Annotated in this window: 25 protein-coding genes; 11 read left to right on the top strand and 14 right to left on the bottom strand. The window is 63.6% G+C overall.

What is annotated here, in order from left to right; genetic code table 11:
• Positions 1–13 precede the first annotated feature (13 nt).
• From SynRS9907_RS04405 to SynRS9907_RS04385, 5 genes are all read left to right on the top strand, one after another.
• Positions 14–955 carry a bifunctional riboflavin kinase/FAD synthetase gene (locus SynRS9907_RS04405; RefSeq protein WP_115161449.1) on the top strand — a complete coding sequence of 314 codons (942 nt, stop codon included), beginning with the start codon at positions 14–16 and terminating at the stop codon, positions 953–955.
• A gap of 134 nt (positions 956–1,089) precedes the next feature.
• Positions 1,090–2,148, top strand: coding sequence for a thiamine phosphate synthase (locus SynRS9907_RS04400; protein WP_188021943.1), 1,059 nt, complete (start codon positions 1,090–1,092; stop codon positions 2,146–2,148).
• Between the two features lie 3 nt (positions 2,149–2,151).
• Positions 2,152–2,370, top strand: a complete 219-nt coding sequence (gene thiS, locus SynRS9907_RS04395; protein WP_114988409.1) for a sulfur carrier protein ThiS — start codon at positions 2,152–2,154, stop codon at positions 2,368–2,370.
• Positions 2,371–2,388: 18 nt separating this feature from the next.
• Positions 2,389–3,333, top strand: coding sequence for a DUF1517 domain-containing protein (locus SynRS9907_RS04390; protein ID WP_188021942.1), 945 nt, complete (start codon positions 2,389–2,391; stop codon positions 3,331–3,333).
• A 98-nt stretch (positions 3,334–3,431) separates the two neighbouring features.
• Positions 3,432–3,590 (top strand): hypothetical protein, encoded by a 159-nt coding sequence (locus SynRS9907_RS04385; protein ID WP_156782983.1) that lies wholly within the window; start codon positions 3,432–3,434, stop codon positions 3,588–3,590.
• Between the two features lie 4 nt (positions 3,591–3,594).
• Here SynRS9907_RS04385 and larB read toward each other — a convergent pair whose 3' ends face one another.
• The 6 genes from larB to era form a co-directional block, all read right to left on the bottom strand.
• On the bottom strand, positions 3,595–4,269 hold the full coding sequence (gene larB, locus SynRS9907_RS04380) for a nickel pincer cofactor biosynthesis protein LarB (RefSeq protein WP_188021941.1): 675 nt from the start codon (positions 4,267–4,269) through the stop codon (positions 3,595–3,597).
• Positions 4,266–4,646 (bottom strand): TIGR03792 family protein, encoded by a 381-nt coding sequence (locus SynRS9907_RS04375; RefSeq protein ID WP_255446024.1) that lies wholly within the window; start codon positions 4,644–4,646, stop codon positions 4,266–4,268. Before SynRS9907_RS04375 ends, larB begins: the two co-directional genes overlap by 4 nt.
• Before the next feature lie 63 nt (positions 4,647–4,709).
• A complete protein-coding gene (trmD, locus tag SynRS9907_RS04370; protein WP_188021939.1) occupies positions 4,710–5,915 on the bottom strand; it encodes a tRNA (guanosine(37)-N1)-methyltransferase TrmD in 1,206 nt (401 codons plus the stop codon).
• Positions 5,916–5,921: 6 nt separating this feature from the next.
• Positions 5,922–6,383, bottom strand: a complete 462-nt coding sequence (locus SynRS9907_RS04365) for a phycobiliprotein lyase (RefSeq protein ID WP_115081985.1) — start codon at positions 6,381–6,383, stop codon at positions 5,922–5,924.
• Between the two features lie 21 nt (positions 6,384–6,404).
• The gene (locus SynRS9907_RS04360) at positions 6,405–7,307 is read right to left on the bottom strand and encodes a phytanoyl-CoA dioxygenase family protein (RefSeq protein WP_188021938.1); all 903 of its coding nucleotides are present in this window, start codon (positions 7,305–7,307) and stop codon (positions 6,405–6,407) included.
• Positions 7,308–7,345: 38 nt separating this feature from the next.
• On the bottom strand, positions 7,346–8,281 hold the full coding sequence (gene era, locus SynRS9907_RS04355) for a GTPase Era (RefSeq protein WP_115081983.1): 936 nt from the start codon (positions 8,279–8,281) through the stop codon (positions 7,346–7,348).
• Between the two features lie 75 nt (positions 8,282–8,356).
• On the opposite strand from era, the gene SynRS9907_RS04350 reads away from it, so the two are divergent.
• Positions 8,357–8,878 (top strand): hypothetical protein, encoded by a 522-nt coding sequence (locus tag SynRS9907_RS04350; protein WP_188021937.1) that lies wholly within the window; start codon positions 8,357–8,359, stop codon positions 8,876–8,878.
• A 59-nt stretch (positions 8,879–8,937) separates the two neighbouring features.
• On the opposite strand, the gene SynRS9907_RS04345 is transcribed toward SynRS9907_RS04350, so the two are convergent.
• The 5 genes from SynRS9907_RS04345 to SynRS9907_RS04325 form a co-directional block, all read right to left on the bottom strand.
• The gene (locus tag SynRS9907_RS04345) at positions 8,938–9,669 is read right to left on the bottom strand and encodes a Bax inhibitor-1 family protein (protein WP_114988417.1); all 732 of its coding nucleotides are present in this window, start codon (positions 9,667–9,669) and stop codon (positions 8,938–8,940) included.
• A gap of 68 nt (positions 9,670–9,737) precedes the next feature.
• On the bottom strand, positions 9,738–10,733 hold the full coding sequence (locus tag SynRS9907_RS04340) for a PhoH family protein (protein ID WP_186495699.1): 996 nt from the start codon (positions 10,731–10,733) through the stop codon (positions 9,738–9,740).
• Between the two features lie 8 nt (positions 10,734–10,741).
• Positions 10,742–11,149: a 30S ribosomal protein S16 gene (rpsP, locus tag SynRS9907_RS04335; RefSeq protein WP_115133001.1), complete on the bottom strand. Its 408-nt coding sequence runs from the start codon at positions 11,147–11,149 to the stop codon at positions 10,742–10,744.
• 79 nt (positions 11,150–11,228) lie between these two features.
• Positions 11,229–12,725, bottom strand: coding sequence for a signal recognition particle protein (gene ffh / locus SynRS9907_RS04330; RefSeq protein WP_188021936.1), 1,497 nt, complete (start codon positions 12,723–12,725; stop codon positions 11,229–11,231).
• Between the two features lie 68 nt (positions 12,726–12,793).
• Complete coding sequence (locus SynRS9907_RS04325) at positions 12,794–14,779, bottom strand: IMS domain-containing protein (protein WP_188021935.1); 1,986 nt, start codon at positions 14,777–14,779, stop codon at positions 12,794–12,796.
• A gap of 101 nt (positions 14,780–14,880) precedes the next feature.
• Between SynRS9907_RS04325 and pdhA the strand changes: the two genes are divergently transcribed.
• On the top strand, positions 14,881–15,966 hold the full coding sequence (gene pdhA, locus SynRS9907_RS04320; RefSeq protein WP_186508997.1) for a pyruvate dehydrogenase (acetyl-transferring) E1 component subunit alpha: 1,086 nt from the start codon (positions 14,881–14,883) through the stop codon (positions 15,964–15,966).
• A gap of 45 nt (positions 15,967–16,011) precedes the next feature.
• Here pdhA and SynRS9907_RS04315 read toward each other — a convergent pair whose 3' ends face one another.
• Together SynRS9907_RS04315 and SynRS9907_RS04310 are read right to left on the bottom strand one after the other, a co-directional pair.
• Positions 16,012–16,950 carry an RpoD/SigA family RNA polymerase sigma factor gene (locus SynRS9907_RS04315; protein WP_188021934.1) on the bottom strand — a complete coding sequence of 313 codons (939 nt, stop codon included), beginning with the start codon at positions 16,948–16,950 and terminating at the stop codon, positions 16,012–16,014.
• A 178-nt stretch (positions 16,951–17,128) separates the two neighbouring features.
• Positions 17,129–18,652 carry an NAD(P)H-hydrate dehydratase gene (locus SynRS9907_RS04310; RefSeq protein WP_188021933.1) on the bottom strand — a complete coding sequence of 508 codons (1,524 nt, stop codon included), beginning with the start codon at positions 18,650–18,652 and terminating at the stop codon, positions 17,129–17,131.
• Positions 18,653–18,702: 50 nt separating this feature from the next.
• Between SynRS9907_RS04310 and mnmA the strand changes: the two genes are divergently transcribed.
• Complete coding sequence (gene mnmA, locus SynRS9907_RS04305; protein WP_186508998.1) at positions 18,703–19,854, top strand: tRNA 2-thiouridine(34) synthase MnmA; 1,152 nt, start codon at positions 18,703–18,705, stop codon at positions 19,852–19,854.
• On the opposite strand, the gene SynRS9907_RS04300 is transcribed toward mnmA, so the two are convergent.
• Positions 19,806–21,221, bottom strand: a complete 1,416-nt coding sequence (locus tag SynRS9907_RS04300) for an apolipoprotein N-acyltransferase (RefSeq protein WP_188021932.1) — start codon at positions 21,219–21,221, stop codon at positions 19,806–19,808. The genes mnmA and SynRS9907_RS04300 overlap by 49 nt on opposite strands.
• Positions 21,222–21,274: 53 nt before the next feature.
• On the opposite strand from SynRS9907_RS04300, the gene SynRS9907_RS04295 reads away from it, so the two are divergent.
• From SynRS9907_RS04295 to sodN, 3 genes are read left to right on the top strand one after another with little or no spacing between them, the layout of a single operon-like run.
• A complete protein-coding gene (locus tag SynRS9907_RS04295) occupies positions 21,275–21,604 on the top strand; it encodes a phasin family protein (RefSeq protein WP_006850663.1) in 330 nt (109 codons plus the stop codon).
• A gap of 51 nt (positions 21,605–21,655) precedes the next feature.
• Positions 21,656–22,255: an FKBP-type peptidyl-prolyl cis-trans isomerase gene (locus tag SynRS9907_RS04290; protein WP_188021931.1), complete on the top strand. Its 600-nt coding sequence runs from the start codon at positions 21,656–21,658 to the stop codon at positions 22,253–22,255.
• A gap of 42 nt (positions 22,256–22,297) precedes the next feature.
• A complete protein-coding gene (gene sodN / locus SynRS9907_RS04285; RefSeq protein WP_114988428.1) occupies positions 22,298–22,771 on the top strand; it encodes a superoxide dismutase, Ni in 474 nt (157 codons plus the stop codon).
• Position 22,772: the final 1 nt, after the last annotated feature.

The raw sequence follows: 22,772 nt of genomic DNA, 5'->3' as shown, positions 1-22,772 counted from the left end.
CTTCTGCACCTCTTTGATTCCGCTCTGCTCTCCAGAGGAAGCCCGTCGGCCCACTGCCCTGGCGCTGGGGAGTTTCGATGGCCTGCATGCCGGCCATCGCCGCGTGATCGCCGAGGCCATCCAGGACAGCCCGGACGATGCCGTTGCCTCGGTGGTGAGCTTCTGGCCGCATCCCCGTGAGGTGCTGTTCGGGGAGGCACGCCTGAGGCTGGATCTACCCAGCGAAAAACTCGCTCTGCTGGAACCGCTGGGGATCCAGCAGCTCGTGCTGGTGCCCTTCACCCGCGAGCTGGCTCAGCTGAGTGCCGAAGACTTCGTCACCAGCGTGCTGCTGAACACACTTCAGGCCCGGCGCATTGCCGTGGGCACCAACTTCCGCTTCGGTCATCAGCGGCGCGGTGACGCCGAGATGCTGGAACGGCTGGCGGCTCGCAGCGGCGTTGAGGTGAAGGTGGTGCCGATCGTTGAAGACCAAGAGGGCCGGATGAGCAGCAGCCGCATCCGCGCGGCCCTCGACCAGGCCGACCTCACCACCGCCAAAGCCTTGCTGGGTCGGGCCTACCGCTTTCAGGGACGGGTGGTGCGGGGCCGAGGCCTGGGGCGTGAACTGGGCTGGCCCACCGCCAATCTCCAGGTGGATGGCCGTAAGGCCTTGCCAGGGCTTGGCGTCTACGCCGCCTGGGCCCAATTGGATGGGGATGGCGATCGGCTACCAGCCGTGATGAACCTCGGGCCCCAACCCACGATCGATCCCACGTCCCCTTCAGCCGTGGAGGTGCACCTTCTGGATCAGAGCCTGGAACTGGAAGGCCGGCAGCTGGGCGTCGAGCCGGTGCAGCGCTTGCGCGGCCAGACCAAATTCAGCGGCCTCGAGGAGCTCAGCAGCCAGATCGGCCGCGACGCAGCCCAGGCCCGCGAAATTCTTCAGACCGGCTCTCAGGCCACGGTCGGATAGGCATTCACCAACCCCCAGACGATGAACACGCCGATGCCGCCGAGAAGGACGATTCCCCAGACCAGAACGTGCATGGTGCTCTCAGAACCACCGTTCTCCATGACCGACGCCGAAACCGTTGCCCACAGGGTGCCATGAATCCAACCCCAAGCGATGCATCCCTGGATCCACGGGTGGCACGCCTGATCGACGCCAACCTCGACCGTGCCCGGGAAGGCCTGAGGGTGGTTGAGGACTGGTGCCGCTTCGGGCTGGAGCAACAGGATCTGGTGGTGCGCCTCAAGGACTGGCGTCAACGCCTGGGTCAACTGCATCACGACAGCTACAAGCAGGCCCGCTCCACCAGCACCGACACCGGCGCCGGACTGGAGCATCCGGCCCAACTCGATCGCCACAGCCCCGACAACGTGGTGGCGGCCAACTGCGCCCGGGTGCAGGAGGCGTTGCGGGTGCTGGAGGAGTACGGCCGCACCATCGATCCTGCGCTGGCCGCTGAAGCCGCAGCGATCCGCTACGGGCTTTACGACCTGGAGGTGACCTGCCTCAACGCCACCCTGGGAGCACGGCGACGCAACAAGCTCAAGGACGCTCGCCTCTGCCTAATCACAACCCCCTGCGATGACCTGAGCGATCGGGTGGAGGCCGCCCTGCGGAACGGCGTGGGGATGGTGCAGTACCGCTGCAAAGCGGGGAACGACCGCGAACGCCTGCGGGAAGCTCAGCAGCTCAGGCAGCTCTGCAACCGCTTCGGGGCGCTGTTGTTCATCAATGACCGTGTGGACCTGGCCCTGGCGGTGGATGCGGATGGGGTGCACCTGGGCCAGGACGACATACCCAGCGAGGTGGCCCGCGATCTGTTGGGCGTTGATCGTCTGCTGGGCCGCAGCACCCACAGCATCGATCAGGTTCATCAGGCTCAGCAGGAGCCAATCGACTATCTCGGATTTGGCCCGATCCACTCCACGGCCGTCAAACCCGAGCGGCAGCCTGTTGGTGTGGAGCTCCTGGCACAGGCCACTGCGATCAGCCAACGCCCCGTCTTCGCCATCGGTGGAATCACCTCGACCAACCTGCCGGCCCTGCTCACGGCAGGGGGCCAGCGCGCGGCCGTGATCGGCGCGATCATGCACGCAGATGACAGCGGTCTGGCCTCGCGGCAACTGCTCCAGCAGCTGGACCACGCCACGTTCTGAGCCATGCCTCTCACCCTGATGGTCAACGGTGAAACCCGCGTGCTGGATCCAGCACCGGACCCCGCCAGCCTGGCGGCGGTTGTTGCCTTGCTGGCCAACAACCCCCAGCTGGTGGTGGCCGAGCACAACGGTGTGATCGCACCCCGCAGCCGCTGGGACAGCATCGTGGTGAAGGATGACGACACCCTTGAGATCGTCACCATCGTTGGTGGTGGTTCCTAGAGTCGCCGGATTAATGCTGTGGGCGCTGCTGTGGCCACTCCCCGACTGTTGACACGATCCCGACGACTGCTCGCATCGCTCCTGTTGCCGCTGGTGATTGTGGGGCTCTGCCTGTTGCAGGCACAGCCGGCTGATGCCGCCCGCGGTGGGCGCATGGGAGGGGGCAGTTTCCGCGCTCCCTCGATGCCGCGATCCGGTGGGAGTTACCGGGGTGGCAGCTACGGCGGTGGCTACCGCGGCGGCGGGATGGGCTTCCCCTTCCTCATCCCCATCTTCGGCTTCGGTGGGGGCGGGCTGTTTGGTCTGCTGATCCTGATGGCGGTCGCAGGCGTGCTGGTGAACGCCCTTCGTGGCGTTGGCAATGCCCCCTCGATCGGTGGTGCTGCTGCAGCGCCGGCCATGCCGCGCAACGTGAACATGATTCAGGTGCAGGTGGGCCTGCTGGCCAGTGCCAAATCCCTGCAGGACGATCTGCGCTCCTTGGCCGCCTCTTCAGACACCAGCAGTTCCTCAGGTCTGCAGAGACTGCTGCAGGAGACAACCCTGGCCCTGCTGCGCCAACCGGACCTCTGGGTTTACGCCAATGCCGAGAGCGGCAGTGTTCCCTTCAGTTCAGCTGAATCGACGTTCAATCGCCTCTCGATGAACGAGCGCAGCAAGCTGGACGCTGAGCTCACCAGCAACGTCGGCGGACAGCGGACGACGGACTCGAGTAACAGCACTGGAGACGCGGATGCCACCAACGAATTCATCGTTGTGACTTTGCTGGTGGCCTCCACGGCATCGGCCAAGCTCGCCGGGGCCGACACGGGAGAAGATCTACGCCAGACCCTGCGCATTCTTGGTTCCACAGCCTCCAGTGAACTCATGGCCCTGGAAGTGATCTGGCAACCGGAAGGCCGCGGAGATGTGCTGAGCGCCAACGACCTGGTGACGGCTTACCCCAACCTCCAGCACCTCTGAGACGCCAGAGCCATTGATGGCTCATCTACAGGTTTTCTGAGTATATCTCCCCAGCGATCAGGCCTAACTTGGCTTGATTAGATCTCGCACCTCCAGCGTTGGCTCCCGACCCCCGCTCCATGCAATGGCAACAGGACGGCGAGCTGGCGCAGGCTGATCTGGATGCTCTTGTGCATGCGCTTCAGCAGGTGGAGTGCGATCACAACAGCGCTGAACTGCAGCGTCTCGGCCAGATCGACCCTTCTGCTGCGGCTTGAAGCCTCAGCTTGAAGCGTCCGGGGCACAGCCCCTGAGCATCCGCAATGCAGCCATGGCTGCGCCGTAGCCGTTGTCGATATTCACCACTGTCAGGCCTGGAGCACAGCTGGCGAGCATGCCTTCCAAAGCGGTTCGTCCCCCTGCGCTGATTCCATAGCCAACGGAAACCGGGACGCCGATCACGGGTTGCGGCACCAGACCAGCCAGCACCGTCGGCAACGCACCCTCCATTCCCGCGCAGGCGATCAGGATCCGCGCCGTAGTGAGACGAGGCAGTTGATCCAGCAAGCGGTGCAATCCAGCCACCCCCACATCCATCACAGGATCCACGCCGATGCCATGGCAACGAAGGGCCAAGCTGATCTCCGCTACCACCGTGCGATCACTGCTGCCTCCGCTGAGCACCGCCACCGCAGCCGGTGGCGCAGGCGCAGGAGGCAGTGCACCCAGGGTGATGCAGCGAGCATCGGCATGCAGCTCCACCGCCGGCAACGCCTCACACACCCGTGACGCCTTTTCGGGAGCCACCCGGGTCACCAGACCCATTTCTCCTGCTGCGGCAAAGCTCTCAAGGATGGCGACGATCTGATCGGCTGTCTTGTGTTCTCCCCACACGGCCTCGACCATGCCCAAGCGCTGTCGGCGCTGCAGATCGAGGCGAGCGTCCGGCGTGGTCACTGCGGCAACAGTTCCCCTTCAAACACCAGCGGGAACGGATTGCCCTGGCGTTGCCCCGTTGCCTCACGGGCCAGCGTCTCGAAGCGCTCCTGAACCGTCTCCACCTCGGCCATGGAGATCGATTTCCATGCCTTACGACTGCTCCAACGAATCAGCAGGGTTCCCTCCTCGGTGGCCGGATCCCAGAACAGATCACGGCCCAGAAAACCCGGCTGTTGCTTCAGCCAAGGCTCCCAGCTGCCGCGTTCCGCTGCCATCCACTGCTCACGGCTCTCCCGGGGGACCTGCAGCCGCAGGTGCTCCACCACAGCCACAGCATCACCAAGATTCGGGCTGGCCTCTGCCCGCACCTCTGTCTCCGAAAGCCCGCCCAACAACAGAACCAGCGCCAAACAAGGTGCAATGACCCTAAGCAGAACAGACCTGAGGCGATGCACGGTTCAGCTCCGCTGCAGCAGGGCCACAGCCTGGCAACTGATGCCCTCTTCCCGTCCCTCCGGCCCCAGGCCTTCGTTGGTGGTGGCCTTCACACCCACGGCATCGGGGGCAATGCCGATCGCTGACGCCATCCGGCTACTCATCTCGGCGATGTGCGGCTTGAGCTTGGGGCGCTCGGCGATCACCACCGCATCGATGTTCACCACCGACCAGCCGCGCTCCTTCACCAGCTTCACCACCTGAACCAGCAGCTCCAGGCTGTCGGCACCTTTCCATTGGGGATCGGTGGGGGGGAAGTACTTGCCGATGTCGCCGAGGGCAAGGGCTCCGAGCAGCGCATCCATCACGGCATGCACCAACACATCGGCATCGCTGTGGCCATCCAGACCAAGACCATCGGGATGGTCGAGGGTCACACCCCCCAGGATCAGGGCCCGACCGGGCACCAGCCGATGGATGTCGTATCCGTTGCCGATGCGCAGCTCCATGCCGGGATCTGAAGGGTCGTTCATTGTCGCGGTCTGCCAGCGGGCAAACAAATCGGGCCGCCGCTCGCGGGTGCGCTGCTCCCGCTGCTCCTGGCGCCATCGGGCGATGGCACCGTGGTCGCCACTGCGCAGCACATCCGGAACGGACATGCCGCGGAAGTCGGCGGGGCGGGTGTAATGCGGGTGTTCCAGGAGGAGTGCACTGTGACTTTCCTCCACCAGGGAATCGGCGGTCCCCACCGTGCCGGGCAGCAGGCGCACAACACCGTTGATCACCGTCATCGCCGGCAGCTCACCACCGGTGAGGACGAAATCACCCATTGACACCTCCTCATCGGCCAGGCCGCGAATCCGTTCGTCGAAGCCCTCGTAGTGACCGCAGAGGAAGACCAGTTGATCGTGGTTGGTGGACCAACGCTGCAGATCTGCCTGCTGGAGGGGACGCCCCTGCGGTGACATCAACAGCACCCGGCTACGGGGACTGCGGGGGATCGCCTCCATCGCGGCGAACACCGGCTCGGGCTTAAGCACCATGCCGGCGCCGCCCCCGTAGGGCTCGTCGTCCACCTTGCGATGGCGATCCGTGGCGAAGTCCCTGGGGTTGTGCAGATGCAACTCGGCAATGCCCGCGTTGAAGGCACGACCGATCACCCCCAGCTCCAGCAGAGGAGCAAACGCCTGCGGCGCCAGGCTCACCACATCAAGGCGATAGGGCGCCATGCCGCCTCAGGCCGCGGGTTTGGACACCCTGCGGATGTCCGTGCAGAAACTGCCCTGCACCGGTGTTCCCTGGGCATCCACCGCCGTGGTACTGCGCAGGCGCAGGTTGGCCCGCGTGAACCAGATCCGCTCCTGAACCTGCACGCCGTCAGCCCGGCTGAGGTTCAACTCCATGCTGCCGTCAGGCCAGAACCTCCAGTTGCCTGGCGAATCACCATCGAGGATCAGCTGTCCATCAGCGGCGAAGGTGAGGGTGCTGCTGGTTCCACCAGGGGCCTGCACCTGCAGTTGACCGAGAGCCCCCTGCTCGCTCACGCAGCGAACGGTGAGTTCACCCCGTTCGCTGCTGTGCCACTCGTCATCACCACCGGCAGCCAGCTCAAAGCAACTGCGCAGGCTCATCCACTCCCCGTCGCAGAGGCTCAGAAAGGAGCCAGGGTCTTCCGGGGGAAAGGCTTGTTCACTCATGCCCCCATCCTCTCAGCCGGATCACCAGCTGATGGGGAGGAAGGGATAAGGGCGGTTCCAGCCGTAGAGCGCCAACCGCTGCTGCCCCTGGGCGGCGGCTCCGCGCCGGTGAAAGCCGAACACATCCGCCAGCACCAGGGTGTTGGCAGGGCAGGTGAGGGCAACAGGCCTTGGCAGACCCAGTTCGGCCAGGGACTCTTCCTGGATCCGGAACGATCCAGACACATCCGGCTGCCGGCGGTGTTCTGCAGCTGCCGTGGCTGTGGCCTGCTCCCACCGCAGGCGAGAAGGATCGAGACGATGGCTGCCCGGCACGTATTCGAAGGGACCGTCCTGACGTTGCACCGGCCGCAGAAAGAACCAGAACTTCAGAGCGCGGAAGAACGTGTCGCGATGCAGCACCTTCTGGAGATCCGGCGTGCGGGTCTCCTCGCCATGCACGGTGAGGTAGATGTCCAGCTTGCGCGGATTCATCGGCAAGCCGATGACCTGGCGCGATCCCGCACTGAGCCGCTGGTCATGGGAGAAGGCAGCGGCCCGAGCCATCTGCTCGGGGTCGATGTGGAGAAAGCGGTTGAGGGTTCCTCCATCGAAACGGTCAAACCCCCCGGGGAAGGGTTGTTTTGGGCGAAAGCCAGGCCGGCTGTTGTCCGGTGCCGGATGCAGGCGTGAGGCGCGAGCCACCACGGCCTCGACCTCGTCGCGCAGGGCCTCAAACTCCGGCTGCGGCAGAAAGTTTTCAAGCACCACAAAGCCATCCCGCTCCAGACTGGTCAGCTGAGCTGGTCGCAGCAGGCGCCTCCAGAGGCACAGCGTCTCCGCCAGCTGAACCCGGCGTCGATGCAGCTGCCAGCGTCGGTTCAGATCCGGGTGACCGACCCAGGGATCCCGAAAGCTCTTGGTGCGCGTCAGCAGCGAAAGCATGGGCGCGACGTTACGCGCTGATGCCGGAGAGCGGGCGGTTATTGATCCCCTGTGTAACCCAGCTCCGCCAAGCGGGCCGGTTTGCTGCGCCAATCAGGCACCACCTTGACGAACAGCTCCAGATACACCGGGCCATCAATCAGCACCTGCATCTGCAACCGCGCCCCCTGGCCGATCGTCTTGAGCATCGCCCCGCCCTTGCCGATCAGGATCCCCTTCTGACTCTTCCGTTCCACAAGAACCGTGGCCAGGACAGCCGTACGACCCGCACCCTTGCCCTTGGCCGGCAACTCCTCAACGCGATCGATGGTGACGGCAACGCTGTGGGGCACCTCCTCCCGCGTGTGCAGAAGCACCTGCTCGCGAATGAGTTCCCCCAGCAGCACCCGCTCCGGTTGATCACTCACCATCTCGGGCGGATACAGCTGTGGCCCCAAGGGCAACTGAGCCGCCATGGCTGCTGTGAGCTCAGCACAGCCATCGCCTGACAGGGCGCTGCAGCGGTGCACCGGCCAATTCGTCTCCTGCAGCAGGGCGGCATAGGCCTCTTCCGCTTCAGAGCGGTGCTCCTCCGCCAGCTTGTCCCACTTGTTCAGGGCCACCAGCACCGGCAGGGACTGCTGCTGCAGCAGATTCACGATGAAGGCATCACCGCGCCCCGGGCGCTCGCAGCCCTCCAACAGCAACACCACCAGGTCCACTTCACCGATGGCGCTGCGGGCACTCTTCACCAGCCGTTCCCCCAGCAAATGGTGGGGTTTGTGGATGCCAGGCGTGTCCACCAGAACCATCTGGGCCACCTCCGTGGTGAGGATGGCCCGCAGGCGGTTGCGGGTGGTCTGGGCCACGGGCGATGTGATGGCCACCTTCTCCCCCACCAGCTGATTCACCAGCGTGGATTTGCCCACGTTCGGGCGACCGATCAGTGCGATGAAGCCAGAGCGGTAATCCTCTGGCAGGGGAGTTGCATGCATCCTCTAAGTCTGCGCCGCCATTGGATCGACCCGTTGAATCGACCCATAGCCTTAGGGCAGGAATTGAACAGGTCCATGGCGGATCAACAGCCCACCTTCCAGCAGGCCATGGAGATCACAGCGGCCTGGCTGCAGCAGTGGGACAACGAGGAGATCAGCGATGAGGTGCTGGCCGACCGCATCGGTGAAATGGTGGCCAGCCGCGATGGTGCCCGGGGATTTTTCGTGGTGAGCCTGGCGGGCGAGAGCGTACTGATGGATCGTTTGCCCGATGCCGTCGTCGGCCAACTGCGGGGCGCCGGTGCTGGCGTTGTGGATCTGAGCGTTCGCAATCTGGCCATGAGCACCGCCATGGCCGTGCATCACCGGCGCGCGGGAGATGAGGCCCAGCAGGCCGGCTCGGAGCGGGTCAGCAGCCGTTGCATTGAACTGCTCAGACTGCTGGAACCAGCGGAGGTGAAGGAGCGCCTGGAGCAACTGCTGGCCGCAGCCCTCGACAACCGCGGGGAAGACGTCGCCTTCCTGGAGAGGTGGGGGTACGACGCCGAGCAGAAACAAGCCATCGGAGACAGCGTCTATGCCGTGGCTGAGGGCTGAGCCACAAAAAAAGCCCCGGACAGGCCGGGGCTAAGGCTGATTCGATTAGGTTGAAATCGTCAGTCGCGACGACCGCCACCGTTGAGCACGATGATCAGGCGCAGGATGAAGATGAACAGGTTGATGTAGGTGAGGTACATGCTCAGGGCACCTGCCAGGTATTGGTCATCCCGGTAGGAGCGGGGCATCGTGTAGAAGTCGACGAAGGCGGCGCCCACGAAGAGAACGGTGCCAAATCCGGCGATCATCAGCTCAAAGCTGGTGCCATGGAACATGGCAGGGGCAAAGATGCCGCCGATGAACTGGACGACCATCGCCAGAATCAGGCCGATCAATCCAAGACCCACCACTCCGGAGAGCGCCTGGCCAACGGAATCACTCATGCGACGGCCAACGATCGAGGCAATCACGAAGGTGATTCCAGTGGCCAGTGCGGCGGTGCCGACCGCACCCACACCCGCAACGGCTCCGGCCAAAGCCACGAGACCACTCAGGGTGAACCCGGTGATCAGGCTGTAGACCGACAGCAGCGGCAAGGCTGTGGCGTTGTTGCCCTTCAAGGCGACATTCTGCGCCACGAAGAACAGCACCAGGTTGCCGATCACAGCCACCCAGAACAGGGGCATGAACAGCGGTGTGGCCATCATCGAAAGACCACCAATCACCCCGATTGAGGTGAGCACCATGCCGCCGCCGACGTAGGGCAGCGCTTTATTGACAACGTTGGGGCCGACGAGGGCGCTCGATTGCGCCTCGCGGATCGCCTCCTGGAAATTGCTGCTTGCTGGCATGTCGACCAGGTCACCAAAGACTCATCACATCCTGCCAGCGGTGACAAGGGATTGGGGTGTGGATCTCCCTATCGACGCTGAACTTTGGGCGTTTTGCGTTCGTCCCGGCGGGCATAGGCCTCCACCACCCGCTGCACGAGGGGATGGCGCACCACATCCGCAGCGGTGAGGCGGCAGACCGCAACCCCTTCAACGCCCTCCAACACCTCGGACGCCTCCACCAAACCGCTCTGCACGGTGGACGGAAGATCCACCTGGGTGATGTCTCCGGTCACGACCATTCGCGAACGCTCCCCCAGGCGGGTGAGCACCATGCGCATCTGAGCCGGCGTGGTGTTCTGAGCCTCATCCAGGATCACAAAGGCATCGCTCAGGGTGCGGCCTCGCATGTAAGCCAGGGGAGCGACCTCAATCACGCCCTTCTCCAACAGCACAGTGGTTTTCTCCGCTCCGAGCAGGGAGTGCAAAGCGTCGTAGAGCGGACGCAGATAGGGGTCCACCTTCTGCTGCAGGTCGCCCGGCAGGAAGCCCAGGCGCTCCCCGGCTTCAACAGCCGGCCGGGTGAGAATCAAACGCTCCACCTTGCGTTCGGTGAGCATCCGAACCGCGAGAACGGTGGCGAGAAAGGTTTTGCCGGTGCCGGCAGGACCGAGGGCAAAGGTGAGGTCGTGGCGCTCCATGGCGTCCACGTATTTCTTCTGGCGCAGGGTGCGCGGGCGCAGCAGATTGCCCTTCTGGCTCTTCGCCAACACCTGCTCGCCCATGGCGGCATGGTCATCGCCGCGGCCGGTGTTGAGTGCTCCCAGCGCTGATTGGAGGTCCACCGGTGACACCGACTGGCCGTCCTGCCAGATCGGGCGCACCAATTCCACAACCGCAGCAGCCCTCTCAATCTGCGTTGGCCGCCCGGTGATCACCAGTTGAAGACCCCGCAACACCATGGAGGCTCCTGTCAGAGCTTCCAGGCGATGCAGGGTTGTTTCCGCTTCACCGGCGAGGGCCAGTGCAGCATCGGGATCAGGCAGGTCGAGAACGAAACGGCCGCGTTCGCCGTCGTCAGACACCGGAATGATCAGCCCTCGGTGGATTCGGATTCTGCGGAATCAGAGGCTTCAGCTTCTGCAGCCTTCTCCTCAGCAGCTGCAGCCTTGGCCTCAGCAGCCTCCTTGGCGGCTTGCTTGGCATCAGCTTCACGCTTGGCCGCTTGCTTGGCTTTGCCCACGGTCTCTGCAGGACGCACGGTCTTTTCCAGAAGACCGCCGCGCTCGAGCAGCGTGCGAACCACATCGGTGGGTTGGGCACCCTGACCCAGACGCTCACGGATGGCCTCGGTGTCGAGGCGCGTTTCCTTCGTCCGCGGGTTGTAGAAGCCCAGCTCCTGCAGGGGACGACCGTCCCGACGTGAGGTGCTGTTGCAGGCCACGAGGCGGAAGCTCGCTTCCCGCTTCTTGCCAAACCGCTTCAGGCGGAGCTTGATCATCGTGGCCCTGGAATGAAGGAAAAGAGGTGGTCCGGCGATGCCAAAAGGCCCGCCAAACAACCACCATACCGTTCCGCCCTCACAGATCCCCGAAGCCCTTCTTCTTCTTGGCGGGTCGCTGCCGCTTCGGTGGTCCACCGCGACCGGGACGACCTCCACCCCCGGGCATGCCACCCATTCCAGGCATTCCTGGCATTCCGCCCATGCCCGGCATGCCACCCATTCCGGGCATCCCAGGCATTCCACCCATCCCGGGCATGCCTCCCATGCCGGGCATGTTGCCCTGGCTCATCTGCTGCATGAAGCCGCGCATTTTCTGGAAGTCGGCCAACACCTTGTCCACATCTGCGGCCTGATGGCCGCTGCCGATGGCAATCCGGCGACGCCTTGAGGGTTGACTCGCCAGGAGGTCGGGATTTTCCCGCTCCTGCTGGGTCATCGAGCCGATCATGGCCTCGATGCGCTTGAGCTGCTGCTCCCCCTGCTTGAGCATGCCGTCATCGATCTTGTTCATACCCGGGATCATTTTCATCAGACCCCCCAGCGAGCCCATGCGCTTGATCAAGCGCATCTGCTTCACGAAGTCCGAGAAATCAAACGTCGCCTCCTGCAGCTTCTTCTGCATCTTTTCGACGTCGGCGAGTTCGACCTCCTTCTGGGCCTTCTCCACCAGCGTCAGCACATCACCCATGCCGAGGATGCGGCTGGCCATCCGTTCGGGATGGAACGGCTGCAGGGCCTCCACCTTCTCTCCGGTGCCGATGAACTTGATCGGCTGACCGCTCACCTTGCGGATCGAAAGGGCGGCACCACCGCGGGAATCACCATCAAGCTTGGTGAGCACCGCTCCGGTGATGCCCACCTGGTCGTGGAAGGCTCGGGTGAGTTCGGCCGCTTCCTGACCGATCATCGAATCCACCACCAGCAGCACCTCATCGGGCTGCACAGCGGTGCGGATCCGCACCATCTCCTCCATCATCTCGGTGTCGATCTGGAGGCGACCGGCGGTGTCGACCAAGAGCGTGTCGAAGCCTTCCTCTTTCGCTTTGGCCAAACCAGCGGCTGCAATGTCTTCCGGTTTGGCCTCGGCACCGAGGCTGAACACCTCCACATCGATCTGAGCACCGAGCGTTTTCAACTGCTCGATGGCGGCTGGTCGGTAAACGTCGGCGCCCACCATCAGGGCTCGTCGACCCTGATCCTTGAGGTGGAGGCCCAACTTGGCCGTTGCGGTGGTTTTACCGGCACCCTGAAGACCGGCCATCAACACAACGGTGGGAGCTTCAGCCGCCTTGGCCAGAGGAGCGTTATCGCCCCCCATGACCTGCACGAGCTGTTCATGGACCACCTGGATGAACTTCTGATCCGGGCTGACCCCGCGCACCACCTCCGCACCAACGGCTTTGTCGCGGACCTCAGCCACGAACTCCTTCACCACCGGCAGGCTGACGTCGGCTTCCAGCAAGGCCCGACGGACGTCCTTCAGGGCTCCATCGACGTTGGTTTCGCTGATGCTGTCTTGGCCACGCAGCCCCTTGACCGCATCCTCAAAACGGGCTGAAAGCTCGTCGAACATCGGCGTTACGCCCCTGGATCAATGGGGTGATCGTAAAAAGCGACGGTCAAGCAACCCAGGCAAGCAACTCAGGAGCCCGGGATGTAGTCGTGCAAACGCCATTGGGTTCCATCTCTGCCAAGCACGTAGGTGACGATGAAATCAGTCGGTGCCGTCTCATCAATCACGGTGCCGTCAGCAGCCTGAAGGCGATCGCTGTAGGCCACCTGGGCCAGCAGTTCGATCCTCTGAGGGCTGCGATCGACCACCTCGATAGTGGTGATGGAGGCATCAATCGACTTGGATCGCTCTGCAGCCTGATCAGCTTCCCGCTCCTGCTCTACGCGCTTCACCAGGGGCTCCCTCGCCACAACGGAAAGATCAGCCGGCTCACCGGAGAGCATCAACGCCTTGGCATCAAGCCATCCCTGGAGCAAGGCCTGAAGCTCGGCTTCCGTGGGGGCATCACTCACCAGTGGCTCAGAAGGTGCTGAAGGCTCAAGGTCGGGCTTCAGGCTTGCGATGGGCTCGTCATCCACAGGAGACGAAGCAGCATCGAGCTCCTGCGTCTCGTCAACCTCGTCACCTTCCTCCTCCTCAAAGGAGCGTGAAGCGGTTTCCGGCAACAGCGGCGCAGGATCCCAGTTGCGTCGAACCAGGCCAAAACCCGCAACAGTGATCCCGACCAGTGCAACAGCGGCAGCAGCGGGGCGAAACCAACTTTGCTGCCAAAAACGTTGCTGCCAGAACGGCGTGGCATCCGCGTCTTCGGCGTCAACGCCCTGGTCTGATTCAGCCGCTTCGCTCGAGGCACCAAGGGATGCATCGCCTGCCATTGCCCAGGCCAGGCTGATTTCTTCGGCACCAATCTGGCGCGACGCCTTGCGATCGAGACGATCGACAAAACCCTGCACGTCACGATCAGCGAACCAGGCATCTAAGTCAGCACCGGAGGCATCGACGTCGCGATATCCCGGCAAGACATCGCGTTCAAGCCAGGCCCGGCAGTACTCGCATTGCGCGGCCAGACGATCACCTGGGTGGTTCAAAAACCAAGCCTGCAGATCCGGATCCCGCAGGACGGCGAAATGCCGATCCGCATCCTTGACGTTGCCCAACAGCAGATCCAGGCAGCCAAGCAGCGGCATGGGATCGAGGTCTGCATTGGCAAGCGTCTGCAGCCGGTCGCGAGCCTGCTCGAGGAACTCAGGCTTGCGCCGCGAGAACCCCGCTGCGGTGAGCGCCAGAACCGTGAGGAAACCGGCATCGGCGGCACCCCCCTCAAACCAGCGGCTGAACAGATCGATCTGCTCCTGAACGGTGAGGAAACGGCGGATCTGATGGAAGAACGATTCAAAATCCTCCTGACTGAGGCTGCCGGGCTGATCACCATCAGCATCGGCAGCCTCCAGACCACCACGGGCCACGACCAGCTCATCCAACAGCGTTAAACCCCGTTGATGGGAGTCCTGATCGCCAAGATCACGGCTGAGCAAATCCAGAATTCTGAAAGGAGTCAGCCCTTGCAAGGCGTCTTCCAGCTGACGCTGCTGATCGGGCAGCTTGCCCATCCGCTGTTGCAGCTCAATGCCGTCAATCAAAAGTTGGGCCGCTGACTCGTAGCGCCGTTGGTCTTGTTCCTCCACGGCCGCATCGCGGCAGGCCAGGGCAGCCAGGAGCGTCAGGTCCGCTTCACGACCACTGCCGAGGGCCGGGGCCTGGGGGGGTTGGAGCCCCTGCCGTGCCAACTGAAAGGCCTCGAGAGCGCCATGGGCCTCCCAAAGCAACATCAGACCCGCCACCTCACTGCTGGTGGGAAGGTCCAAGCCCACCGTGCCATTGGGATGGGATTCACTGAGGCGCAACAGGGCTGCTTCGTACTCGGCCCTATCGGCGGGATCGGTCAACAGATCAGCTGAGCGGCGCAGCAGATCAGCCCGTTGGAGCAGAACCTCGTGGGTGAAGCCTTGATCCGGAGGACTGTCACAGCGGCTTTCCAAGCGGCGCAGAATCGCCTCTGGCCCTGCCGATGGACTGACGCCCAGAAGTCGGAAATGATCGATGGGCAGATCCAACAGCACCGCTGCGAGGAGACGCGGATCTTAGTCAGTGTCAGGGGTTTTGCCCATCGCTCATCGCTTGGCCCTTAAAGTTGAGCGCAATCCCCTAGGTGGACATGGGTCAGGACCTCGCTGTCGATTCCGCTCCGATTGGCACTGCGACTGCTGGTCCCCATGCCGAACGGCTCTCCAAATTGGTGACGGCACAACGGGCCACCGTGGACCGGGAGACCGGTCTGGAGCTGTACCGGGACATGACCCTGGGCCGGCGCTTCGAGGACAAATGCGCCGAGATGTACTACCGGGGCAAGATGTTTGGCTTCGTGCACCTCTACAACGGTCAGGAAGCGGTGAGCACCGGTGTGATCGGTGCGATGAAGCGTCAGCACGACTGGTTCTGCAGCACCTACCGCGACCATGTGCATGCCTTGAGTGCCGGCGTGCCGGCCCGCGAAGTGATGAGCGAACTCTTCGGCAAGGAGACCGGTTGCAGCAAGGGTCGTGGCGGCTCAATGCACCTGTTCTCCAAGGAGCATCACCTTCTTGGCGGCTTTGCCTTCATCGCTGAGGGCATTCCCGTGGCACTCGGATCTGCCTTCACAAGCCGCTACAAGCGCGACGCTCTCGGTGATGCCTCCAGCAACGCCGTGACAGCAGCGTTCTTCGGCGATGGAACCTGCAACAACGGTCAGTTCTTCGAGTGCATGAACATGGCGCAGCTGTGGAAGCTGCCGATCATTTTCGTGGTCGAGAACAACAAGTGGGCCATTGGCATGGCCCACGACCGGGCCACCAGTGACCCGGAGATCTGGCGCAAGGCCAGCTCCTTCGGCATGGCCGGAGAAGAAGTGGACGGCATGGACGTTCTGGCGGTGAGGGCAGCGGCCCAACGCGCCGTGGAACGGGCCAGGGCGGGTGAAGGTCCGACCTTGCTGGAGTGCCTCACCTATCGCTTCCGCGGTCATTCCCTTGCCGACCCGGACGAACTGCGGGCGGAGGAAGAAAAGCAGTTCTGGGCCAAGCGTGATCCCCTCAAAGCCCTCGAGCGGGACCTGACCCAAGCGGGTCTGGTGAACAGCGAAGAGCTGCGCGCCATCGAAAAGGAGATCGACGGCATCGTTCAGGACTGCGTTGACTTCGCCCTCTCGGCACCCGAGCCAGATCCCGCAGAACTCACGCGCTACATCTGGGCGGAAGACTGATTCAACCGAACGGGATCCGTTGAAACCAACGTCTCCCGAGGCGGCTCAGATGCCGCTTGGGAGAAGGCGGGTGAGGTTGCGCAGCTTGCGCAGCGCCTTGAGTTCAACCTGACGCACCCGCTCGCGAGACACCTCCATCAGGCGTCCGATTTCAGCCAGGGTGTGACGCTCGTTGCCTTCAAGCCCGAAGCGCATGCGCAGAACGTGCTGCTCCTGTTCGCTGAGGTGACTCAACCAGCGGCCCAGCTGCTCGTGATGAATCCGCTGTTCCACGATCTCGAGCGGTTCATCGAGGGATGAATCAGCGATCAGATCCCCAAGGAAGCTGCGCCCCTCCTCACCGTTGACGGGAGCATCCAAGCTGCTGGTGGTGAGCGCCTGACGCAGCAGCGAATCCAGCTCATCCAAGGGGATGTCCATGGCTTCGGCAATCTCCACACGGCTGGGCATGGCGCCGAGCTTGTGGGCGAGATCAAGACTCACCTTGCGGATCGTGGTGAGCCGCTCACTGAGATGAACAGGAAGCCGGATCGTGCGCGACTGGCAGGCAATGGCGCGGGTCATGCTCTGGCGGATCCACCAGAAGGCATAAGTAGAGAACTTGTACCCCCGGGTGGGATCGAACTTCTCGACAGCACGCTCCAGGCCGAGGGAGCCCTCCTGAATCAGGTCGAGCAATTCCAGACCTTTGCCTTGATATTTCTTGGCAACGCTGACCACAAGACGAAGGTTGGCCTTCATCATCCGCTCTTTGGCGCTGCGACCGATCCTCAGGAGACGGCGCTGTGCCGTGGTGAGTTCTCCATCCTCGAACTCACGGGAACCGTCTTCGGTGAGGGCCATCATGGCCTGCACCTGATTGCCCAACTCGATTTCTTCAGCTGGGGTGAGGAGTGGAATTCTGCCGATGGTGGCGAGATACCAACTGACGGGATCGCTGCTGCGCCGGCGTTGCGTCTCCAGCGGTTTGGAAGCTGTGGACACCTTGGGTGCTGCGGAAGTGAATTGACTTTCCTACGAACAGAAAGAATCTCGAAGTGTTTTCAGCAACCCTTCAGATTCAGAACAGTAAACCGCAACATTTCAGATTTGCGAAAGATTTAAAACCAAGAAAAGCTCTTTTCGGACCTGCCAGCCGAGGCAATCCAAACGACTCATTTGTTCAGACTTCGTTGAACATCGTTGTTTTCTTTTTCTGACACTGTGCTGTATTGATTTTCAGATAATCCGCAATCGCAGAAGCATCGCTTGAGCGAGCACGAACTGCCGCCAAACCATGCAAAGCCGCAGCGGCAGTGAAGCTTTCCAGCCCAGGCTGCTGCTCTGCCGCCACCGCCTGGGCGCCCCAACCGGTGGCAAAACCGGCCAGCACGTCACCCAGGCCGGTGCGGGCCACCCGAGGAGTCGTGCCGGTCAGCACCACGGCTGCACCTGATGGATCCGCCAGCACCGAATGCGCCCCCTTCAGCAAAATGCAGCAACCGCTGCAGCGGGCTGCGGACATCGCCCTTTCCAGCGCGTCACCCGCACCACAGTCTGGAAACAACCGCGCAAACTCGGCCGCATGGGGCGTGAGCCAGGTGGGCCCCCGCCGCTTCAACAACCAACGCCACCCCTCCGGACTGGCCGCCAGACCATTGATGCCATCGGCATCGAGCACCAGCAAACCGGCGACGTTGAGCATCTGCTCCGACCACTGGTTCCACCAATGGCTGGACTCCCCCAGACCGGGACCCACCAAAACCGCATCCAGCCGCTCTGGAATCACCCCGTCCTCCAGTTGCATCACCTCCGGCAACACCTGCCACAAGCCGGATTGCAGACGGGGCGGCACAACGGCCTGAACACAGCCGCAGCCACTGGCCATGGCCCCCCGCAGCGCCAGATGTGCTGCGCCGGGATAACGATCACTGCCCGCCACCACCAGGCAGCGGCCCCGTTCGTACTTCATCGCCGTGGGCGGCAGCGGCGGTAACGGGGCCGAGCAGGCCTCTGTCACTGGCAGGCGGCGCGGCAAGACCGCAGCGGCGTTGTCCATCACCGAAGGCGGCAAGCCCAGATCGATCCGCACCAGCGCACCCACCCAGTGACGGGCCGGGTCCAGACACAACCCGCGCTTGATCCAGCCAACGCTGAGGGTGACCGAGGCACAGGCTGCCTGCTCGCCCAGCACGATTCCTTGGTCGGAACAAAGGCCTGACGGCAGATCCAGACTGATCAACGACCCAGGCTGCAGCTGCTGCCGACGCCGGAACAAATCCGCCAAGAACTCAGGCAGGGGCCGACTCTGGCCGAGCCCGAACACCGCATCCAGCCACAATGCGGCTCCGCCGGGGTCGGGCTCGTCAGCCAGGCGCTGCAGACCAAGCCACTCGCCATGGCGCAGATGTTCAGCGGTGAGGGGCTTGCGAATCGGCAGGGGACACCACAACGACACCTCAACGCCAGCCAGGTGCAACTCCCGAGCCACCACCAGACCATCGCCACCGTTGTGACCGGGCCCCACCAGGACAACCACGCCATGGCGCAGCAGATCCCGGCGCGCCAGCAGCCAAGCCGCCATGGCCAGCCCCACCTTCTCCATCAAGGCCGCAACGGGCATGCCGCTGTCGAACAACCTCTGTTCGAAGGCGGCCATGGACGCGGCATCCACAAGCAGGTGATCAGAATCAGCGGGAGGCCACACCAGTTGCGGTTGCCGGGACCTCACTATGGAGAGAACTCCCTGCGCCGCCCATGGCCGTTGGATCCACCACAACCCGCGCTGGAGAGGCTGCTCTTGAGCGCCTGCGGCAATGGCCCGGGGAGCACCGCGTGGCCGTTGGTCTCTCTGGAGGCGTCGACAGTTCCCTGACGGCGGCACTGCTGGTGGAGGCGGGCTGGCAGGTGGAAGGACTGACCCTCTGGCTGATGAGCGGGAAAGGGGCCTGTTGCGCCGAGGGGCTGGTGGATGCAGCCGGCATCTGTGAGCAGCTCGGCATTCCCCATCACGTGGTGGACACACGGGAGACGTTCCAGCAGGAGATCGTGCAACGGCTGGTGGATGGTTATCGCGATGGGATCACGCCACTGCCCTGCTCCCAGTGCAATCGATCGGTGAAATTCGGACCGATGCTTGATTGGGCCTTGCAAGAGCGCAAGCTGCCCCGCATCGCCACCGGCCACTACGCCCGGATCCGCCATGGCGGCGATCAAGGGCGCCATCAGCTGTTGCGGGGCCTCGATACCCGCAAGGACCAGAGCTATTTCCTCTACGACCTGCCCCAGGAGGTTCTGGGGCGCATCGTTTTTCCCTTGGGGGAACTGACCAAACCCGACACAAGGCTCGAAGCCGCCCGCCACGGTCTGCGCACCGCAGAAAAACCGGAAAGCCAGGATCTTTGCCTGGCTGACCACCACGGATCGATGCGGGCGTTCCTGGATGCCTATCTGCCCCCGCGGCAGGGGGAAATCGTGCTTTCGGACGGAACTGTTGTGGGCGAGCACGACGGCATCGAACACTTCACCATCGGCCAACGCAAAGGGCTCGGTGTGGCCTGGCGCGAACCGCTTCACGTCATCCGCCTTGATGCTGCGATGAATCGAGTGGTCGTCGCACCACGGGCCGAAGCCGGCCGAGACAGCTGCGTGGTGGGTGCGGTGAACTGGGTGTCGATTGACCCGATCGAGGCGCCACGAACCGTTGAGGTGCAAGTGCGCTACCGCAGTACGCCGGTGCGTGCGGAGCTTTCACCCCTCCCGACCACCGAGGCCGATCAGCAGCGGGAGCGGCCCCACCGATGCCGCCTCAGCTTTGAGGAGGAGCAGTTCTCGATTACGCCAGGCCAGGCGGCGGTTTTCTACGACGGCGACACCGTTCTGGGTGGGGGGCTGATCCAACGGGAATAGGGCGTGACGCGCTGGCGCACCTGAACGAGGGCCTCAGCGACGCCTGAAGCCTCAGGCGCAAGCAACCACTGCACCGACCCATTGGCCGAAATCAGCGCCGTGGGGCCCGTGTTGCCGACGCTGAGCAGATCCCGTCCTGTCTCGATCGCCCGTAACTGCGCCAGGGCCAGGAACTGCTTCTGCAGCTGCAGCGGGTAGGGGTCGAGATTGGCAATGGCCAGGAGCCAGGTGGCGCCATCGGCAGCAGCGCGCGCCAGAGCCACACCATCGGCGATCTCGTAGCAGATCGCAACGGCCGCAGGGGGTTCAACCACCGCCATCGTTCTCGGGGCCGGACCGGGGGTCAACCCACCGACCGCAGACAGTCCTGCCGTCAGCCCGGCGGGCAGGGGCGGGATCCATTCCCCGATCGGCACCAGACGGTGCTTGTCAGCCAAGGGAACAGGAAACCAGTCGGGGGGCTCATACAGCAACAGAGAACTGCGTTGCTGCCCCCGAACCCAACGAAATCCGCCACTGATCAGAGGAATGGCTGGAGCCTCAACCGGCAGCTGAAAACGCGCCGGCAGCGCTCCTTCCGGAGCCACCACAGCAGCCGGATTGTTGGGCTCCAGCTGACGCATCGCCTCCACCAGAGCTTGTGGAAGCGCCCGTTGACGCTCCAGATCGAACTTTTCTCGGGTGGGAACGGCGGGTTGCCAGACCCCCAGAGCAACGGAGCCGACCGGCGGCGGCGGCGCCAACAACAACCAGCTGCCTAAACCATGGGCCAGCAGCACACTGGCCAATCCGAGCAGACCCCAGCGACGCCAGGCTGAGGGTTGCTCGAACAACACCAGCAGGCAGCAGCCCCAACACAACTGCAGCCACGTCAGCCCTCCGGAACCGAACCAGCGGGCCAATCCCGCCAGGGGGCGGTCCCAGGGAAGGGTGGTGCCGCCGACGCCGATCCAGAACAACGGCGTCCCCGACAGCACCAGTTCAGCCAGGGCCCAGAGCCCGGCCAACAGCATCAGCCGCACTGGACGCGGCCAACGGCGAGGCAGCCGCCGCGCCAGCACAGACCATCCGGCCAGAAGCAGAGCAGCAAGGCTCCCGCAGGCCAACCAGAGGGCCACTGCCACAGGCAGGCTGAGCCAGGCGGGAACGCCCATCCAGGTGAGTGGATGCAGGGCCAGCAACCAACGGTGGCTGATCAAAACGGCCAGCAGTCCCCAGGCCGCCGACCAGCGGGGACGCTCAACCACGGACCAGAGCAGCGCCAGGGCGGGGACCATCAGCAGGGGGCCGCCGAGGGATGGAGCCACACCAGCCAGAACGCCGCCCAACAGGGCCCGCGATCCGGCCTGCAGTTGGTGATTGCCCATGGTCAGCAGTCCCGGCCAAAGGCATCCTGGATCGGACACGCCCACCTGTCGCCATGGATGCCGCGAATCCTCTTCAGCAACTGCTGCTCCGCGGCCTGGGCACCACCACCCTCGTTGCTGAGCGTCTGCGCGGCGTCACCCAAAACTGGGTGAGCAGTGGCCGGCTGGATCCGAACGAAGCGTCCGCATTGGTGGACGACGTGCTCAAGGCCCTGCGCGGGGAAACCCCCGAACTGGAACAGCAGATGGGGCGCAACCTGGAACGCAACCGCGACAACCTTCTCCAGGACTTCGGCGTTCCAAGCCAGAAGGAAGTGGATGAGCTGCGCGGCCGCATTGATCGCCTCGAGCAACAGCTGCGGCAGATGAACCGGCCTGAATGAACGCCGACGCCGCGGACCGGGGGTCAGAATCAGCGCAACAGAAGCCTTTCCGTGCGCGACATCATCATCAGCACAACGGTCTGTGTGGCCTGCCTGCTCCTGGCCCTGGTCAGCCAGATCGTGGCCCCCTCCACCGTTTCCGCAGCACCGGCGCAGCCTGCTGCCGTTCGCAGCGAGGCTTCGAAACCCCAGAAGGCGTTGAGCTTCGAACTCGACCCTGACGACCCCAACCCGACTCTTTTCGCCATGGCCAACGATTCCGCTCCCACCGATGCCTCAGCCCTGGGCGGCCCCCTCGATGCACCAGACACCACCATCACCGCCAGTGGTCTGAAAATCATCGAGCTGGAGGTGGGCAGCGGCGACGAGGCCACCCCCGGCCAAACGGTGGTGGTGCACTACCGCGGCACCCTGGAAGATGGGCAGCAGTTCGATGCCAGCTACGACCGGGGAACCCCCTTCAGCTTCCCCCTCGGGGCTGGCCGGGTGATCAAGGGCTGGGATGAAGGCGTCGCCGGCATGAAAGTGGGCGGCAAGCGCAAGTTGGTGATTCCTTCCGACCTCGCCTACGGAAGCCGTGGCGCCGGTGGTGTGATTCCCCCCAACGCAACCTTGATCTTTGAGGTGGAACTGCTCGACGTGAAGAAGTAAGCGGAAGCTAGGCTCACCTCAAGCCAATTCCGCTCTGAACCGATGCTGCGCTCGGCCCTTTCCGCCCTTGCATGTGCCCTCCCTGCCCCCGTGGCAGAAGCCCACTGCGACGGTCCTTGTGGCGTGTACGACCCGGCTTCCGCTCGCGTGGCAGCCGAAGCCGTGCTTTCGATGACCAAAAAGCTGAAGGCGATGGAAGCTCCCGCCGCTGGTGACGCCGCTGCCCTGGCTGCTTACAACAACACCTTCGGCCGCTACGTGGCCATCAAGGAAGAGGAAGCACAGAAGACCAAAAAAGAGCTGTTGATCCTCTGGACCGACTACTTCAAGCCCGATCACCTGGCCACCTTCCCCGACCTGCACGACACCTTCTGGAAAGCAGCCAAGCTCTGCAGCGCCTGCAAGGTGAATATCGATCAGGCCAAGGCTGAGGAACTGATGGCCGCCGTTGAAAAAATCCACGGCATGTTCTGGCAGTCCAAGGGCCGTTCCGACGCCTGGGTCACCGCATCCTGAG

Source organism: Synechococcus sp. RS9907, assembly GCF_014279615.1.
GTDB lineage: Bacteria > Cyanobacteriota > Cyanobacteriia > PCC-6307 > Cyanobiaceae > Parasynechococcus.
Note: the sequence above shows the minus strand (reverse complement) of the source record. Positions and strands in the feature narration are given on the sequence as shown.

What these genes read in the sequence shown, in the direction of transcription:
- sodN (WP_114988428.1), top strand. Translation starts at nt 22,298, where the DNA reads ATGCTGCGCTCGGCCCTTTCCGCCCTTGCATGTGCCCTCCCTGCCCCC.
- SynRS9907_RS04400 (WP_188021943.1), top strand. Translation starts at nt 1,090, where the DNA reads ATGAATCCAACCCCAAGCGATGCATCCCTGGATCCACGGGTGGCACGC.
- era (WP_115081983.1), bottom strand. Translation starts at nt 8,281, where the DNA reads ATGCATGCAACTCCCCTGCCAGAGGATTACCGCTCTGGCTTCATCGCA.
- SynRS9907_RS04295 (WP_006850663.1), top strand. Translation starts at nt 21,275, where the DNA reads ATGGATGCCGCGAATCCTCTTCAGCAACTGCTGCTCCGCGGCCTGGGC.
- trmD (WP_188021939.1), bottom strand. Translation starts at nt 5,915, where the DNA reads ATGGCGCCCTATCGCCTTGATGTGGTGAGCCTGGCGCCGCAGGCGTTT.
- pdhA (WP_186508997.1), top strand. Translation starts at nt 14,881, where the DNA reads ATGGGTCAGGACCTCGCTGTCGATTCCGCTCCGATTGGCACTGCGACT.
- thiS (WP_114988409.1), top strand. Translation starts at nt 2,152, where the DNA reads ATGCCTCTCACCCTGATGGTCAACGGTGAAACCCGCGTGCTGGATCCA.
- SynRS9907_RS04300 (WP_188021932.1), bottom strand. Translation starts at nt 21,221, where the DNA reads ATGGGCAATCACCAACTGCAGGCCGGATCGCGGGCCCTGTTGGGCGGC.
- ffh (WP_188021936.1), bottom strand. Translation starts at nt 12,725, where the DNA reads ATGTTCGACGAGCTTTCAGCCCGTTTTGAGGATGCGGTCAAGGGGCTG.
- SynRS9907_RS04365 (WP_115081985.1), bottom strand. Translation starts at nt 6,383, where the DNA reads ATGAGTGAACAAGCCTTTCCCCCGGAAGACCCTGGCTCCTTTCTGAGC.
- SynRS9907_RS04350 (WP_188021937.1), top strand. Translation starts at nt 8,357, where the DNA reads ATGGCGGATCAACAGCCCACCTTCCAGCAGGCCATGGAGATCACAGCG.
- SynRS9907_RS04360 (WP_188021938.1), bottom strand. Translation starts at nt 7,307, where the DNA reads ATGCTTTCGCTGCTGACGCGCACCAAGAGCTTTCGGGATCCCTGGGTC.
- SynRS9907_RS04345 (WP_114988417.1), bottom strand. Translation starts at nt 9,669, where the DNA reads ATGCCAGCAAGCAGCAATTTCCAGGAGGCGATCCGCGAGGCGCAATCG.
- mnmA (WP_186508998.1), top strand. Translation starts at nt 18,703, where the DNA reads ATGGCCGTTGGATCCACCACAACCCGCGCTGGAGAGGCTGCTCTTGAG.
- rpsP (WP_115133001.1), bottom strand. Translation starts at nt 11,149, where the DNA reads ATGATCAAGCTCCGCCTGAAGCGGTTTGGCAAGAAGCGGGAAGCGAGC.